This is a genomic window from Ketobacter sp. GenoA1 (genome assembly GCF_003671475.1).
Classification (GTDB): Bacteria; Pseudomonadota; Gammaproteobacteria; order Pseudomonadales; family Ketobacteraceae; genus Ketobacter.
Genome location: NZ_RCHM01000042.1, coordinates 647,821 through 663,238, shown reverse-complemented (window position 1 = coordinate 663,238; position 15,418 = coordinate 647,821). Strand labels below are relative to the sequence as shown.

The following is a 15,418-nucleotide window of genomic DNA, read 5'->3' as shown; positions in this document are numbered from 1 at the left end:
GTTTCCCTCAGCTGTTCTCCTCCAGTACCTGAAGATAATTCGCCCGCTCAAACGCGGATGGATCCGCAACCCGGCCATAGCTCATCAAGCCCTTGATCGCTGCCACTCCGGGGTGGTCATTATCCTCCAACCACTGTTCCAACCGGTCTCTCAGGTGACCGATTTCATCTATACCTTTCTCAAACAACACACTGCATAACTGAATCGAATCCGCCCCCACCAACAATGCCTTTAAAGCATCATCAATTGTATGCATACCACCCGTGGCGGACAGGGACAACGCAACCTGATCCCGCAACAACCCGATCCATCGGATTCGCAGCAAGGCTTCATTGGAGTTACTTAACTGTAACGAGGGCATAACCGTCATGCTCTCAACATCTATATCCGGCAGATAGAACCGATTGAATAGCACCGCCCCGTTGACTCCGGTGTCTTCCAGCCGCTTAACCAAATGAGCCACCGAAGAAAATTGGTGGGTAAGTTTTACTGAAATGGGAACGCCGATCTGAGCCCGGAGCTTGTAAACCAGATCGATGTAACGCCTTTCAATCTGATCGCTGGATTCCTTTACGCTGGCTGCAATGTAATAGATGTTTAATTCTATTGCATCACAGCCGGCTTGTTCCAAACAGGCAGCATGCTCAAGCCAGCCCCCCTCCGTGATCCCGTTCAGGCTGGCAATCACCGGAATATCCAGGGCATCTTTATAGGATTTTATTTTGTCCGCATATTCATTCAGCACAGACCCCGACCGCGCCACGGATTCCTCAAAAAGTGAAGGTAAAATCACCGCAGCTGCGCCCTTTTGTTGCAGCTGCTTAACGGAAGTCAATTCGGCTGTTAACGGTGAGGCGGAAGCAATAAATGGATTCGCCAGAGTTAACCCGCAATAGTCGCTGCTGAGATCAGCCATGTTTATTATCCTGTCACTTTGCGTACCAGTGCCCGACCAATAAAGCGAGCCTTGGTGCCGAGATTGAAACGCTTGAGGTTGGTTACCACTATACCTTCAGTGAACCTCGTTCGCTTGGAATAGTCAATTTTAACATCGACGATAACCGGTACATTATCGTCAGCCAGCGACCAGGCTTTACTCATTACCTGATCCACATCAACGTTTCTCTCCAGCGCCAGAAATCGGGCGCCTGTGGCCTTGGCCACACCGGCCACATCAAGGTTCCCCAGCACTGTACAGGTCTTACGGTTATAGGGTATCTCCTGGGCCTGTGATATTTGAGACAGTTCACCATCATGAAACACAAAAAAAACAATTCCCAGATTTTGGCTGGCAGCCGTGAGAATTTCCATGCAGGTCATGGTGAATGCCCCATCCCCCACCACCGCGGCTACGTGTTTATCGGGATTAGCGAGTTTAACGCCTATGGCGGCAGGTACTGCGTATCCCATGCAGTTAAAGTCAGTGGGTGAAATAAAGCATCCCGGCCGGTGAATCGGCATCAGCTCTGCCGCCAGAAAAGTATGATTGCCATCATCAACCACCAGTACATCCTCATCTTCCAGGGTATTGCGCAGCCCCCTGAAAAAATGAAATGGATTGACCCTGTCCTGGCTGTCGTGCTGCAGCCACGCGGCAGCATACTCATGTTTGTCTTTCTGTATTTGTTCACGAATACCGCTGCGCAAGTTAACTGGCTCAGGCTGACGCTGTAAAACATCCCAAACTTTCTCCAGCACATAAGCGGCATCCCCTTCAATGGCCACCTGGGCAGGGAAATTGGCATCGAACACCATTGGATTGATATCGATATGGATCAGATTCTGCGGTGGCTTGACGCCAAAACTGCCGGTGGCAATTTCGCCAAAACGGGTGCCCACCGCCAGCATACAGTCACAGTCCTTAAAGGCATTGGCGGCAGCCGGTACGGCATAGTTGCCAAACCCCATTCCGGTGTGCAGGGGGTGGTTAGCCGGGAACGCGCTTAAACCCTGCAGCGTGGTACAGACCGGCGCATTCAGAAACTCGGCAATCTCACGCACCCAGGACAACCCATTGCGGGCGCCCCAACCGACAAAAATACCTGGCCGTTTCGCCCTGGATAACAGATTGACCGCCTTCTCTATGGCGGCGGATTCAACCAGTTGGCCCGGACTATAATCCGGCTGATACACAGGAAGATGTTCCACCTCTCCTGAAAAAAGTTGAAGGTTCACTGGAATTTCCACAAAAACCGGGCCGGGCTCCCCCTCGTTGGCCACCCGGAATGCCTCGTATAGCGTAGGAATAATTTCTGCGTGGCTATCGACCTTCCAGGTCTGCTTGGTAATCTCGGCGAGAAAATTCTGCTGGTCCATTTCATGCAACTGATAGGTGTAAGGCACATCGGTGCGAATGCCACCGGAAATCACCAGCATGGGAATCCCATCCAGATATGCTTCGCCAATGCCTGCTGAGGCATAAGCCGCCCCTGCCGCCGGTACAATGACCAACGTACCGATGGAATCCGAGGTACGGCTGATGGCATCCGCCATAAACGCTGCCCCGGCCTCATGCGTTACCAGAACCGGCTGGATGGTCTCAGAACTGTTAAGCTCATCATACAACTCGGTGTTATGTACGCCGGGTATGCCGAAGGTATAGCGCACGCCAAGCTGTTCCAGGGCATATCGAGCCAACCAGGCTCCTGTTTTTTTCATAGTACCGCCACCTGTTTTTATTGCTGTCGCTAGGGGTTGTTTTTTCCTGCAATGGAGCCAGCCGCCACCCGGCCGGTCAGCACACACAACGAGAGAAAGGTGCCTTCCAGTGATCGCTTGCCGTTGGCTCCGCCACCACCGAAACCAGCCGCTTCACCCACCGCGTATAAATTGGTAATCGGTTCTCCGGCAATGTCCAGAACTCTGCAGTGACTGTCCGTCTGTAGACCGCCCATGCTCTTGCGACTGATCATGAACTCACGTATTGCCACCAGCGGATAAGCATCGGGATCATCTATTTTCTGGTGCTTGAGGGTCCTGACCTTATCGCCCTTCCAGTGCCTCAGGTGTTCTATGCGCCGCAACTGATCGTCGTTATGAAACGCCGTACCCAGCTCGATCATTTGATCGTACTGCTGTACATCCCGAATCATGCCTTTTACGTCAACGGTAACATCCGGATCCATGGCATTCATCTTGGCACCCAGCTCCTCCAACGAATCGGCCGTAATTACATCCAGGCATTGATTAACAAGGTAATCGTAAAGGTTGTCATTGCCCAGCAGAATTTCTTTCAGGAATTTCACCGGCCGCCGGTATTTGAACGCTGTATTGTGTTCCGACCCGGATATGGAAATTTCCTTATGGGCAATCTTGCGGTTCATAACCTGCCAGGTGTAACCGTGGGGCAAATGGCTGATGCGCTGACACAGGCCGTGAGTATCGAAGCCGGTGATCAGAGGATGGGGGCCTACCCGCCGACCCCGGGCATCCATCCACAAAGCCGACCTGGGAGGAATAAGACTCAATCCGTGTTCAGGCAGCCGGGGCTCTGGGTGGTGTATTCCGGCGGCATAATTCCACTGCCAGTCCAGATGGGTGACGCTGGCACCCACTTGCTCTGCTGCCGTGTGTAAGGTGCCATCGGCGTAGCGGTGTGATCCATTCAATAATTTGGCAGGCGCTTTGCCCCAGGTGTCTGGCCAGTGTTGCCGTACTTTTTCCAGATTGCCGTTTATGCCTCCGCTGGCCACCACCACCACACCGGCCTTGATACTGAATGGCTCAGCGGTTTCTTCGTTTACCCCTTCAATACCGGTGATTTTCCGGTCCGTCGTCACCAGCCGTTCAACACGGTGGCGGAAGCTCAGATTCAGGTTTGCCCGGTTTTTGTGACTACGCAGTCTAGCCTCCAGCAAGCGCACCAGCTGCCAACCGGTTCCCCAGATTATGTGGTACCGCGGCACCGAATTACCCGGCCTGAATTCGCCCCGTTCCACCCAGTTCACCGCGGGAAAGTAACCCACACCAAGAGACTTAAGCCACTGATAGACATCAGGATAATTACGATAACAATAGGCTTCTGCCCAGTAGCGCGGCCAGTGATCCTCCGCCGAGAAATCCGCGATCGAGAGCCAGTCCCGGAACATCAGCTGCGGGCTATCTTTTATTCCGTTCAAACGCTGCAGCGGCGTTCCGCACAAGGCCATACCGCCGAATGCCTCTTTCGCCAACCCCCCGAATGCCGACGCCTCATCCCGATCCACAATCCACACCTGCCGACCCGTGTCCAGTAACTCCAACCCGGCCACGATGCCGGCGATCCCCCCGCCCACGATCACTATATCGGTTTCAGCCGCCCCAGCCATGCTGCTCTCCTTTACCACCCATGCCTACCACCCATGCCTCTGGTTCATTACTCCCAGTCTATACCAGGCTCTGTATCCAGCACTGTCAGGTAGACGGCAATTCCACTTAAATCCTTTATATCAAAGCGTTAATAGAGGTATACAAAGCGTCACGAAGCGACGTTTGCCCGCAGCGTCCGCTTCTCGTAAAATGGGAAATTAATGAAGGTGACTTATAGACAAATAACAGATAGATAAATAACAGATAGACAATAAAACCAGCCGCACCCGGCACATCAGCGATTTTCTTTCAGAGGTTGAAACCCAATGACTGCACCCCAAGACATCCAAGAGCCTGGCCTAACCATAGCCTACAACCCAGCCACCGGGGAAGAAATCGGCCAGGTGCCCAACACCGACTTGAACAAATTACCTGAAATTTTTGCCCATGCCCGCGCAGCACAAAAAATCTGGGCTCGACGCTCTTTCAAAGAACGTGCCCGTGCCCTGCGCTTGATGCGAGATTACATTGTGGCAAACGCCGAGGAATTGTCGGAAGTGGTCAGTAAGAGCAACGGCAAAACCCTGGTGGATGCGCTGGCGACCGAAGTACTCCCTTGTACCCTGGCCTGTGACTGGTATGGCAAACACGCAGAGAAAGTCCTGAAAGAGAAAAAACTCCCCATCGACAGCCCCCTGTTTATCAATAAACGCACCGTCATTCAACGCAAACCACTGGGTGTTGTGGGCATCATCAGCCCCTGGAATTATCCACTGTCCATACCCTTTGGTGAAGTGATCATGGGGCTTATGGCGGGCAACGCCATTATCCTAAAAGTCGCGGCTGCAACTCCCCTGGTAGGTGAAGCCATCAACCGTATCGTTGAGGCAGGTCACCTGCCAAAAGGCTTGTTTCAGCAGATCGTGGGCTCCGGTGGTGCAGTGTCCCAGGCATTTTTTGACAACAGTATCGACAAGATCTTTTTCACCGGTTCTGTGCCCGTAGGCAAACAATTAATGGAGCAGGCGGCACAGACATTAACCCCCCTGTCACTGGAATTGGGTGGCAACGATCCCATGCTGGTGTTTGAAGATGCAGATCTGGAGCGCGCCGCCAACGGTGCGGCCTGGGCCGGATTCCAGAATGCGGGCCAGTCGTGCGGTGGTGTTGAACGGGTTTATGTGCATGAGTCCATCTACCAACCGTTCATGGATCTGATGCGTGAAAAAACCAAAGCCATGCGCCATGGTGTGGGTCAGTCATTTGATGTGGATATGGGATCGCTCACCACTCGTGGACAGCTGAACACCGTTGAACAGCATATGGAAGATGCGTTACAGAAAGGGGCGAAGATTGAAGCTCAATCGCAGCCCGTTGGACCCCAGAATGGTTATTTTCACCCGGCCACACTGTTGTCCGGTACCACCAATGACATGTTGCTGGTCAACGACGAAACCTTTGGCCCGGTCATACCGGTGATGACGTTCGCCACGGAAGAAGAAGCCGTTGAACTTGCCAATGAATCACACCTGGCTCTCACCTCCTCAATCTGGACCCGCGACCTGGCCCGGGGCAAGCGCATTGCTGCCATGCTGGAATCCGGTGTCACCACCATCAACGACCACCTGTATACCCACGGACTTTCAGAGATGCCCTGGGGCGGCTGGAAGCACTCCGGGCTGGGGCGTACCCACGGCCATGAAGGCTTGCTGGAAATGACTCATGCCAAAGCCATCAACTGGGACATACTGCCCATGAAACGCAATCTGTGGTGGTACCCTTTCGATGAAACCACCTACAACACATTGTTGAAAGCGCAACGCATGATGTACCCACGGGATGCCAAGGAATTCATCGGCAGTGCATTGGGTGCCGCACCCCATCTGGTGAAGAAAATGATGACGCGCTGGAAGGTGTAGCCGCTTCGCAATCAGACGCCGAGGCAAACAACCAAAAAGGCCCGAAACATTCGGGCCTTTTTGGTTTGCAACGGGTCGCAAAAACGCGTTCAGTAGTTGGGTGGGCTATGAAATACAAAGCCCGCTTTTTCCAGACATTTGGCAAAACGGATGGTGGTTTTATCCTGATAGGCTCCACCGATGATCTGAACATTAACCGGCAAGCCGTCTTTCGTTATCCCCACCGGCGCACTGGTTGCAGGCAATCCCAATACGGTGGCCGGTGCAATCCACATAAACATATCGGTATAGTTTCTTGGCTTGCCATCAACCGGGATCTTGCGCATGAAGATCTCCTGCTGTTGCTGGTGGCGGAACGAAGTGGTCATGTTGTTGGGACACAGCACCACATCGTATTCCTCGAAAACACGCTGGAACTTCTCCCGCAATCGATTGCGTCTTTCATTGAAACGCAACCAGTCCACATGGGACTGACTGGCCCCAATCAGATAATTCTCAAACAGCTTGGGTAACTCAAAACGCGCCGCCAATTTTTGCAGAATCGGCGCGGCAAATCCCATGGCGGTTCGCTCAAGCTTTTTATGGGACGCACCCAGCACCCCCCCTAACAAGTTGAGATAGGTGGGATAGAAGGTTTCCAGATTCATATTCAACGGGGACCCGGTAGTAACGGTTACCCCCTGGTCTTGCAGCTTAAGTTTCAATTCATCATAGACCGCCCGCATATCACTGGCGATTGGGCAGAGCGGATCATCAAACCAGAATAAAACCCGGAAATCCTGCAACTTACGCGGTTTCGGTGCCGGCAACTTTAAGTGCCAGCCAGGTTGCATCAAGGGTGAAGGCCCACCCACCACGTCCAGCAACAACTGCAAATCATCGGCACTACGGGCCATGGGCCCTGCAACCGCCAGATCCGTCTCGCTCACCACCCCGGGCGGGCCTGGAATATGGCCGCGCAGAGAAACGATACCATGGGTTGTTTTGTGCCCGAACACCCCACAAAAATGGGCCGGCGTTCTGATGGAGCCGCCAATATCCGAGCCCAACTCAATGGACGTAAATCCTGCTGCCAGGGCCGCAGCCGCACCACCGGAGGAACCACCTGGTGTGCATTGCGTATTCCATGGATTGTTGGTGGTGCCATAAACCTTGTTATAACTTTGCAGATCCGAAGCAAACAGCGGCACATTGGTTTTGCCAAAGATGATGGCTCCTGCCGCTTCCAAGTGGCTTACAGCGACCGCATTCTTCTTCGGCAGGTGATCCTTCAGTGCCGGCGCACCGGCCACACAGGGCATACCAACCACCTCATAAGTATCCTTAACCGTCATCGGCAGACCATGCAGCACACCCCAGCTTTTACCCTCTGCGCGCGCCTTGTCAGCGGCATCGGCCCGGGCCCGGGCCGCAGAGTAGTCAGTGGCCACCACGGCATTCAGCTGTGGATTCAGGTGCTCGATACGTTTGATGTAGTAATCGAGCAATGCCCGGCTGCTCAGCTTGCCCCCGGCCATTTCCTGGAGTAGTTGTTTGGCACTGTAATAGGCCCACTCTGTCGTCACAAAAGCATCCCCATGTTGACTGTAAACTCTGAATAAATGGTTACCGGGAGGTTACCTTACCCCTGATTAAATTCCCAGCCCATACCGCGGGCATTCAATTCAATCGGAATACACTTTTTTACTGCCCGGGCGCCGATGCCGCACAAACATGGCCAACTCCCAAGGCCGCATCGCCACCACCATGCTGGTACCAAACCGCTCCGACAGCGGTTTGGCCAGATCCTCTTGGTGGAGGCGACGAAAATCCACCGCCAGGCGTTCGAGCTTCTGCTGCATCACTGAATTGGAAGATTTGGCGAGCATACCCGTGACAAACAAGCGAATCTCGCCGGGCCCGTTAAAACGGCTCTTAAAAAAATCCTGTTGTACCTGGCTTTCAAAGAAGCGCTGAATTGGGCCGTTCCGGTGCCACTGAAAATCCGCCGTGACCAACGGCTTGATCCGGTTACCGGGCATCAGATCGATCAACTTCATGCGATCCAGTTTTGCCAAACATTGAATCAACTCCGTTTCAGTGAACTCGTAAGCCGCAAGAATCTCCTGGTACGACCATTTATTGACGGCGGACACAGCCACGATCAATAGTCGTTCATCCACGACCAGTTGCTCTTCCTGCTCCAGGGTGAGTTGACTGATGTGCCTGCCCTGCTCCACCCTGCGTGCCAGATCAGTGATTTCCACACCTGCCATTTCACATACACTATCCAGTCGCTTCAGGGAAAACTGTTTCTCGGAAAACAGCCGTTTGACACTGGCCAGAGACATGTCCAGATGTTCCGCCACCTGTCGGTAGGTAATGGATTGCTCTTTTAACACCTGTTTTAAGGCATCAATCAACGCCGTTGTCTGCGCCATGTCAGCTAGCCTCTGTCCGATTGCATCTGTACCTGCCACATTTCTTTGTAACGACCGGATTGCTCCAACAATTGACGGTGGCTGCCACGCTCCACAATGCGGCCCTCCTCCAAAACGATGATTTCATCACAATCCACCACCGTGGACAGACGATGGGCGATCACCAAAGTGGTATGGTTACGCGCTATGGTTTGCAACGACTGGTTGATTGCCTGTTCCGTATGCGAATCCAGCGAAGAAGTGGCCTCGTCAAACAAAAAAATGCGTGGCCCTTTCAATAAAGCCCTGGCGATGGCGATGCGCTGCTTTTCGCCACCAGACACTTTCAAACCTCTCTCGCCCACCAGCGTATCGTAGCCTTTCGGTAATTTGCTGATGAACTCCGTCAGCATGGCATGCTCGGAAGCAGCAAGAATCGCCTGTTCACTGGCATCAGGCCGGCCATAGCGGACGTTTTCCCGCAGGGTATCATTAAACAATACGGTATCCTGAGGCACCACGCCAATGGCCGCGCGCAAACTATCCTGGGTAAGTTTCTGTATCTTATGACCGCCAATAGAAATACTACCCTCATTGACTTCATAGAACCGAAACAACAAACGGGCGATGGTGGATTTTCCCGCCCCGCTGGGACCGACGATCGCGACTTTCTTACCCGCCGGAACCCGGAATGAAACATGACGCAGAATCGGCCGTTCAGGATGGTAAGCAAAACTCACGTTATCAAACTCAATGCCATCGGCAGCAGCAGGCAATTGCTCGGCATCCGCCCTATCGTTTATTGCAGGGGTCAACTCCAGAATCGCAAACATACCCTCCACATCAGCAAGAGCGCGCTTCATTTCTCTGTACACAAACCCCAGGGCGTTAAGCGGTATAAACACCTGGATCATGAGTGCATTGATCATCGCCAGATCACCCAAAGTCATGATGCTATCTTTGACCTGGCCTGCTGCAATCAACATCATCACGGCGATGCTGGCGGCAATGATCAGCGCCTGACCAGAATTCAACGCCGCCAAGCTCAAATGGTTTTTGACCTTGGCCTGCTCACGCTCCAGCAAATTTCCGGCATAAAGTCGGGCTTCATAGTGTTCGTTATTAAAATATTTGACGGTTTCATAGTTGAGCAGGCTATCGATGGCTCGGGTATTGGCCTTGCTGTCTTTCAAATTAGCGTCACGTACATAGGCGGTGCGCCAGTTGGTCACCACCACAGAAAACAAAATATACACCACGACTGCAAACAACGTAATCCAGACGAACACCAGATCGAACTGCACAGCAAATACAGCGATCACCAACGCCACCTCAACCAGGATTGGCACCACACTGAACACCAGTGAACGCAGTAAAAACGAGACCCCACTGGTACCACGTTCAATATCCCGGGACAGGCCACCGGTTTTGCGGCTGAGATGGTATTCCAGATCCAGGCGATGCAGGTGTTCGAATACCGTCAGACCCAAGCGCGACAGGGTGCGCTCCGCCACACGCCCAAAGACAGCATCACGCAGCTCGCCAAATGCCACACTGCTGAAGCGTAACAGCCCGTAGGCCACCACCATGGTAACCGGTACCGCAATGGCCTGCGTTGCCAGCGATTGATCGAGGGAATCCACAATGTGCTTGAGTGAAACCGGCACCCCCACGTTGGCAATTTTGGCCAGCACCAACAGGCTTAAAGCCAGACCGACCCGAACACGAAACTGCCAAAGGTAAGGCAACAATTTGCCCAGTACAGCCCAATCCACATCGCCACGCTGTACATTACCGTACATATTGTCATGCATACGCTAACCTTGGTTTCCCCAAACAGAGTTTTCTTGCTATAAAATCCGAAACAACATTGCTTCAGTATGGAATGTAATCCCAATGAGCTCCAGAATCGGTATTATCAAAACCGGCACCACACACCCCCGCCTACGCAGCATCTTTGGAGACTTCGAAACCTGGTTCCAGGATTCCGTGGGCCACGCGCACTTTACTACATACGACGTGGCGGGTGGAGTAAAGCCTCCACCAACCGACGCCTGCGATGGTTTTATTGTTACCGGCTCCCCTGCCATGGTGACCGAAAAAGCGCCCTGGAGTGAAAATCTGAAACCATGGTTAATGCAGATGGTAGAACAGGAGCGCCCTGTGCTGGCAGTATGCTATGGCCACCAATTGTTGGCAGAGGCACTGGGGGGAGAAGCCGGCTGGCACCCCAAGGGGCGTGAAATCGGTACAGTAGCCATAAATCTTACCCAGGCAGGTAAAGAAGACCTGCTGTTAAGTGCGTTGCCCGCAACATTCAGCGCCCAGGTCACCCATGCTCAAAGCGCCTTGAAACTACCACCGGGCGCAACCCTGCTGGCCAGCAATCAGTATGAACCCCATCAAGCCTATCGGGTGGGCAGCCGTGCCTGGAGCGTCCAGTTTCATCCGGAATTCACCGCCGACATCATGCGTGGCTATATCTTTGAAGCGTACGAAAAGCTGATGGCGGCCCAAATACCGGTTAAAGGCCTGCTGGCTGCGGTGGATCATGCTGACGCCAATCACCATCTGGTTCAACGCTTTGTGGACCTGTGTGACTAGACGTCGTTACCCGACGTATTGATTATGGGAGGCCAGGTTATGGGCGTAACGGGTGGTTTCCGGCAACTTGTAACGGGAAACGCAACGCATCGCCCAATCCACCGATGACACAAGACTGATGCGGTGTCCGGGTGAGATAAAAATGGGCTTCACGCCCTGTCGGCTGCGCACCACAGCCCCGATGGTGTCACCCCTGTCCTGCAACGGCGACCAGGCGCCTTTTTTATCCGCAGGTTCCTCATAGGTGCCCACTAACCGGGTTTTGCCGACGCCAATGGCCGGTTTATCCAGCCACAATCCCAGATGACAGGCAATACCAAAGCGCCGCGGGTGAGCAATTCCCTGACCGTCGCACAACAACAAATCCGGTGTTATCCGCAACTGTTCATAGGCTTTCAATATGGCGGGCATTTCACGAAAAGAAAGCAAACCGGGAATATACGGATAGGATGTGGGGAGTTTAACGAGGGCGGAATCGATGGGTTTCAGTTCAGGATAACGCAGTACCACAATGGCTGCCCGGGTGATGCGGTTCTGATCCTCAAAACCCACATCCACACCCGCCACCGTGGTTATCTCGCCGAAGCAATCATCAGTGATGATCCGACCCCGCCAGCTCTGCTGCAGGGCAATGGCATCTTTAGGCGATAAATCCCAGGCGTGATGCTGCATGTTACCTCCTTCACCTATCTGCGGCCCGTTAACCGATACCCGATACCCGTTGACCGATACCAGAGTATCGCGCACAAAAAAAGCAGGCCTAAGCCTGCTTTTTATCGAATAGTGGCGTCCCCTAGGGGACTCGAACCCCTGTTACCGCCGTGAAAGGGCGGTGTCCTAGGCCACTAGACGAAGGGGACGCAAACAACACTTCGTCGTGTGTTGAGGCGCGCATTTTATGGACGAACCCTAACCTCGTCAAGCAATTTTTTCCAATTAATTCATAATCCTCTGCCGAATCAAACAGCTGCACAGTGTGGGTGGATCATTCGCATTTCGGTACGCACTTCGCTAGCATGCTGGAACCAGAAACGAGGAATAACAAGAATGAAAAAACTGATGATGGCGGTACTGATAATCTGCCTGCTACTGGCCGCTGGCCTCACCCTGATTCCCTCCCCCATTGATGCTGCCGCCTATAATCCGGCACCATCGATGGCGATGGCCGGCCCGCTTGCCGTGAACCGGCTGTTGGATGACATCAACATACTGGCGGCACAATCCGTGCTGGGGGCGGAGGATGTGGATGTGGACCCCCAGGGGCGTGTATACGGCGCCACCGCAGACGGCCGGATCATCCGGGTCAGCCCTGATGGTAACACCGAAACCCTGGCGCACACGCAGGGTCGGCCACTGGGCCTGCACTGGGATAGCAGGGGCAATCTGATCATTTGCGATGCTTTCAAAGGCCTGCTGTCACTTGCACCCAATGGCGAACTGACAACTCTGCTCACTGAAGTGGACGGCATTCCACTGGTGTTCGCGGATGATCTGGAAATCGCCGACGACGGCACAATATATTTTACCGATGCCAGCATCAAGTACGACCAGCATCACTATGTGCTGGACATGCTGGAAGCCCGCCCCTGGGGCCGCCTGATTGCATTTAACCCGGAAACCGGCCAGGCTCGCACAGTGTTGGATGAGCTGTATTTTGCCAACGGTGTGGCCCTATCCAGTAAGCAGGATTTTGTGCTGGTCAATGAAACTTACCGCTACCGGGTGACCCGATACTGGATCAGCGGGCCCAAACAAGGTCAGTCCGATATTTTTATCGACAGGCTGCCGGGGTTTCCGGACGGCATTTCCAGCAGCGGACGAGGCACTTTCTGGCTCGCGTTACCCACCGTACGCAATCCTCAGGCTGACTTCATGCATCCCTGGCCCTTTCTGAAAGACATCGTCGCCAGGCTGCCGGATTCCGCCAGGCCCAAACCCGCGCCCTATGGCCTGATTGTAGAGCTGGATGAACAGGGCAATGTGCTGCGCAGCCTGCACGATCCGGAAGGAGACGATTTTCCGTTCATAACTTCGGTACAGGAAGTCAACAACCTGCTGTATTTGGGAACGCTGACCGGGAAAGGCATCGGCGTAGTATCAGCACAGCTCAGACCCACACCCTGATCTGTCAAAACGTAATAAGCAAACCAACTCTAGGAACCCTTGGTTACACCTCTGGAGAGTCACGGAGGGCTGGGGTAATCTGAGATCAGTCCAAACATGAGGAAACATCATGTCCGAAGCCAAACAATATGATTCTTTTGAAAATTTCTACCCATTTTATCTGGCGGAGCACAGCAATGTAACCTGTCGCCGACTGCACTTTGTGGGCAGTACCCTGGTCTTGTTATTGCTCGCCTATAGCGTTACCACGGCCAGCTGGGGCTACCTGCTATTGTTGCCCGTAGTGGGTTACGGATTTGCTTGGGTGGGGCATTTCTTCTTTGAGAAAAACAAACCAGCCACCTTCACTTACCCCTGGTACAGCTTCATGGGTGACTGGGTTATGTACAAAGATATCCTTACCGGAAAGATTCGCTTTTAAAAACTAACCTAAACAGGTTTAGCTGCAAATCCGGGCCTGTGACCATTCCTGGACCTGAATCAAGAATTTAGGTCTACACTTAACAGGATAGGAAGGCCAACCGGCAAAGGACAAACCATGTCATCAGAACTGATCGTTATACTGTCCATCGTGGGCGGTGCAGGGCTTATCGGCCTGTTTTACATCAGCCACAGCATTGAGCAGCAGCGGCGGCAACGGGCTCTGTTGATTGCCAATATTTCTGACTTTGCGTTTCGCTTGCAACGCCTGCTCGACTCCATTCCTCCTGCCTACCTGGGAAAAGACATCCAGTTGCTGCTGCTGGGTCAAATCAAAAAGCGGATGGAGCGGCTGAAAGAGCTGGCTCCCAGCAACGACAAATTCCGCAAGAAACTGGATGCCACCAACGAGCACATTGCGGAAGTAACGGGCTCCACCGCCAAGCAAGTCAAACCGCAGATCAAAAGCCCCGAAGAAGCCTCTCAGATCCGCACCCTGTTACAGGATTTGAGTAAAATCATTGAAACCTTTGCCCAAAACAAGATCATTACTGTGGCTGAAGCCCGCACCCATCTGGCATTCCTGCAAAGCAGTTACCTTGATGCCAACCTCAATCACTTGCTGCATCAGGCCGAAACTGCCCGCCAGGAACAAAAACCCAAGATGGCCATACTGAACTATGAGAAAGCACTGACTGAAATGAAGAAACGCAACAAAAAGGGTAATTTCAGCGAACGCATAGAACAGGTAACGGCCATCATTAATCAACTGAGGGAAGAGGCCGGGCATGCAGTGGTAAGCACAGCAGACGAACCCAATGAGCTCAATCAGGCAATCAATGAACTGATTGAAGAAGAAGACGCCTGGAAGAAAAAATATTTCTGAAGCTGTCTTTACTCACCCTTGAAATAACAGGGCAATGCGTTAATCCTCGACCAAACCATCACCAGAGGATAAAACAATGACATTAACGGTTTACGGAGCATCGCTCTCCCCTTTTGTTCGCAAAGTCTGCATTGCTTTGACGGAGAAACAGATTCCCTACGAACAAATCCAGATTGACCCCGCCAAACTTCCGGAAAACTTTCACGAACTAAGCCCCTTTGGACGGATTCCAGCCCTTAAGGATGGCGATAATGTGCTGGCCGATTCCGCTGTCATACTCTCCTACCTGGAGCGCAAATATCCCGCCCATCCGTTGAGCTATGAAGATCCCTATTTGCAGGCAAAAGTGCAATGGTTTGAAAAGTTCGCAGATTACGAACTGGCACCGAATACGACCTTTGGCGTGTTCCGAAACCGGGTGCTGATGAAAATGATGCGCAAGGAATGTGACGATGCCTTTGTGGAGAAATGTCTGCAGGTAAAACTGCCGCCGTTGCTGGACTATCTGGAAGAAAGCATTCAGGACAACGAATTCATTGTCGGTGACCGCTTTACCGTCGCCGACATTGCCATTGCTTCACAGTTTGTCAACTATAGCTACGGTGATGAGTGTATCGATTCTGGACGCTGGCCCAAGGCGGCAGCCTATGTGGAGCGCTTGCATGGACGCCCCAGCATCGCCCCAATGATTACCCGGGAAACCGCATTCATTGACAAAGTTCTGCACCGTTAGGACAGCCCCAGCGCCACTCCAGGCTGACTCCAGCGCCGCTCCAGGC

At 53.0% G+C, this 15,418-nt stretch carries 13 protein-coding genes and 1 tRNA gene; 6 read left to right on the top strand and 8 right to left on the bottom strand.

Annotated elements, in window-relative coordinates; translation table 11 throughout:
- Positions 1-7 precede the first annotated feature (7 nt).
- Genes D9N13_RS17120 through D9N13_RS17110 form a run of 3 tightly spaced genes read right to left on the bottom strand, consistent with a single transcriptional unit; the run spans position 8 to position 4,307 of the window.
- Positions 8-916: a hypothetical protein gene (locus D9N13_RS17120; RefSeq protein WP_290592539.1), complete on the bottom strand. Its 909-nt coding sequence runs from the start codon at positions 914-916 to the stop codon at positions 8-10.
- A gap of 5 nt (positions 917-921) precedes the next feature.
- Positions 922-2,658, bottom strand: coding sequence for a thiamine pyrophosphate-binding protein (locus D9N13_RS17115; RefSeq protein ID WP_290592537.1), 1,737 nt, complete (start codon positions 2,656-2,658; stop codon positions 922-924).
- Between the two features lie 29 nt (positions 2,659-2,687).
- Positions 2,688-4,307 carry an FAD-binding dehydrogenase gene (locus D9N13_RS17110; RefSeq protein WP_290592535.1) on the bottom strand — a complete coding sequence of 540 codons (1,620 nt, stop codon included), beginning with the start codon at positions 4,305-4,307 and terminating at the stop codon, positions 2,688-2,690.
- A gap of 306 nt (positions 4,308-4,613) precedes the next feature.
- Between D9N13_RS17110 and D9N13_RS17105 the strand changes: the two genes are divergently transcribed.
- Positions 4,614-6,206, top strand: a complete 1,593-nt coding sequence (locus tag D9N13_RS17105; protein WP_290592533.1) for an aldehyde dehydrogenase family protein — start codon at positions 4,614-4,616, stop codon at positions 6,204-6,206.
- A gap of 89 nt (positions 6,207-6,295) precedes the next feature.
- Here D9N13_RS17105 and D9N13_RS17100 read toward each other — a convergent pair whose 3' ends face one another.
- The 3 genes from D9N13_RS17100 to D9N13_RS17090 form a co-directional block, all read right to left on the bottom strand.
- Positions 6,296-7,771 carry an amidase gene (locus D9N13_RS17100; RefSeq protein ID WP_290592531.1) on the bottom strand — a complete coding sequence of 492 codons (1,476 nt, stop codon included), beginning with the start codon at positions 7,769-7,771 and terminating at the stop codon, positions 6,296-6,298.
- A 99-nt stretch (positions 7,772-7,870) separates the two neighbouring features.
- Positions 7,871-8,626, bottom strand: coding sequence for a helix-turn-helix domain-containing protein (locus tag D9N13_RS17095; RefSeq protein WP_290592529.1), 756 nt, complete (start codon positions 8,624-8,626; stop codon positions 7,871-7,873).
- A gap of 5 nt (positions 8,627-8,631) precedes the next feature.
- Positions 8,632-10,419 carry an ABCB family ABC transporter ATP-binding protein/permease gene (locus D9N13_RS17090; protein ID WP_290592527.1) on the bottom strand — a complete coding sequence of 596 codons (1,788 nt, stop codon included), beginning with the start codon at positions 10,417-10,419 and terminating at the stop codon, positions 8,632-8,634.
- 82 nt (positions 10,420-10,501) lie between these two features.
- Between D9N13_RS17090 and D9N13_RS17085 the strand changes: the two genes are divergently transcribed.
- Positions 10,502-11,209, top strand: coding sequence for a glutamine amidotransferase (locus D9N13_RS17085; protein WP_290592525.1), 708 nt, complete (start codon positions 10,502-10,504; stop codon positions 11,207-11,209).
- Positions 11,210-11,215: 6 nt separating this feature from the next.
- On the opposite strand, the gene nfi is transcribed toward D9N13_RS17085, so the two are convergent.
- The gene (gene nfi / locus D9N13_RS17080; RefSeq protein ID WP_290592523.1) at positions 11,216-11,881 is read right to left on the bottom strand and encodes a deoxyribonuclease V; all 666 of its coding nucleotides are present in this window, start codon (positions 11,879-11,881) and stop codon (positions 11,216-11,218) included.
- A gap of 112 nt (positions 11,882-11,993) precedes the next feature.
- Positions 11,994-12,069, bottom strand: a tRNA-Glu gene (locus D9N13_RS17075).
- 187 nt (positions 12,070-12,256) lie between these two features.
- Between D9N13_RS17075 and D9N13_RS17070 the strand changes: the two genes are divergently transcribed.
- From D9N13_RS17070 to D9N13_RS17055, 4 genes are all read left to right on the top strand, one after another.
- Positions 12,257-13,333, top strand: coding sequence for an SMP-30/gluconolactonase/LRE family protein (locus tag D9N13_RS17070; protein ID WP_290592521.1), 1,077 nt, complete (start codon positions 12,257-12,259; stop codon positions 13,331-13,333).
- A gap of 109 nt (positions 13,334-13,442) precedes the next feature.
- Positions 13,443-13,754: a DUF962 domain-containing protein gene (locus D9N13_RS17065; protein ID WP_290592519.1), complete on the top strand. Its 312-nt coding sequence runs from the start codon at positions 13,443-13,445 to the stop codon at positions 13,752-13,754.
- Positions 13,755-13,871: 117 nt separating this feature from the next.
- Positions 13,872-14,639, top strand: coding sequence for a hypothetical protein (locus tag D9N13_RS17060; protein ID WP_290592517.1), 768 nt, complete (start codon positions 13,872-13,874; stop codon positions 14,637-14,639).
- Between the two features lie 76 nt (positions 14,640-14,715).
- On the top strand, positions 14,716-15,372 hold the full coding sequence (locus D9N13_RS17055) for a glutathione S-transferase family protein (protein ID WP_290592515.1): 657 nt from the start codon (positions 14,716-14,718) through the stop codon (positions 15,370-15,372).
- The last annotated feature ends 46 nt before the right edge of the window (positions 15,373-15,418 follow it).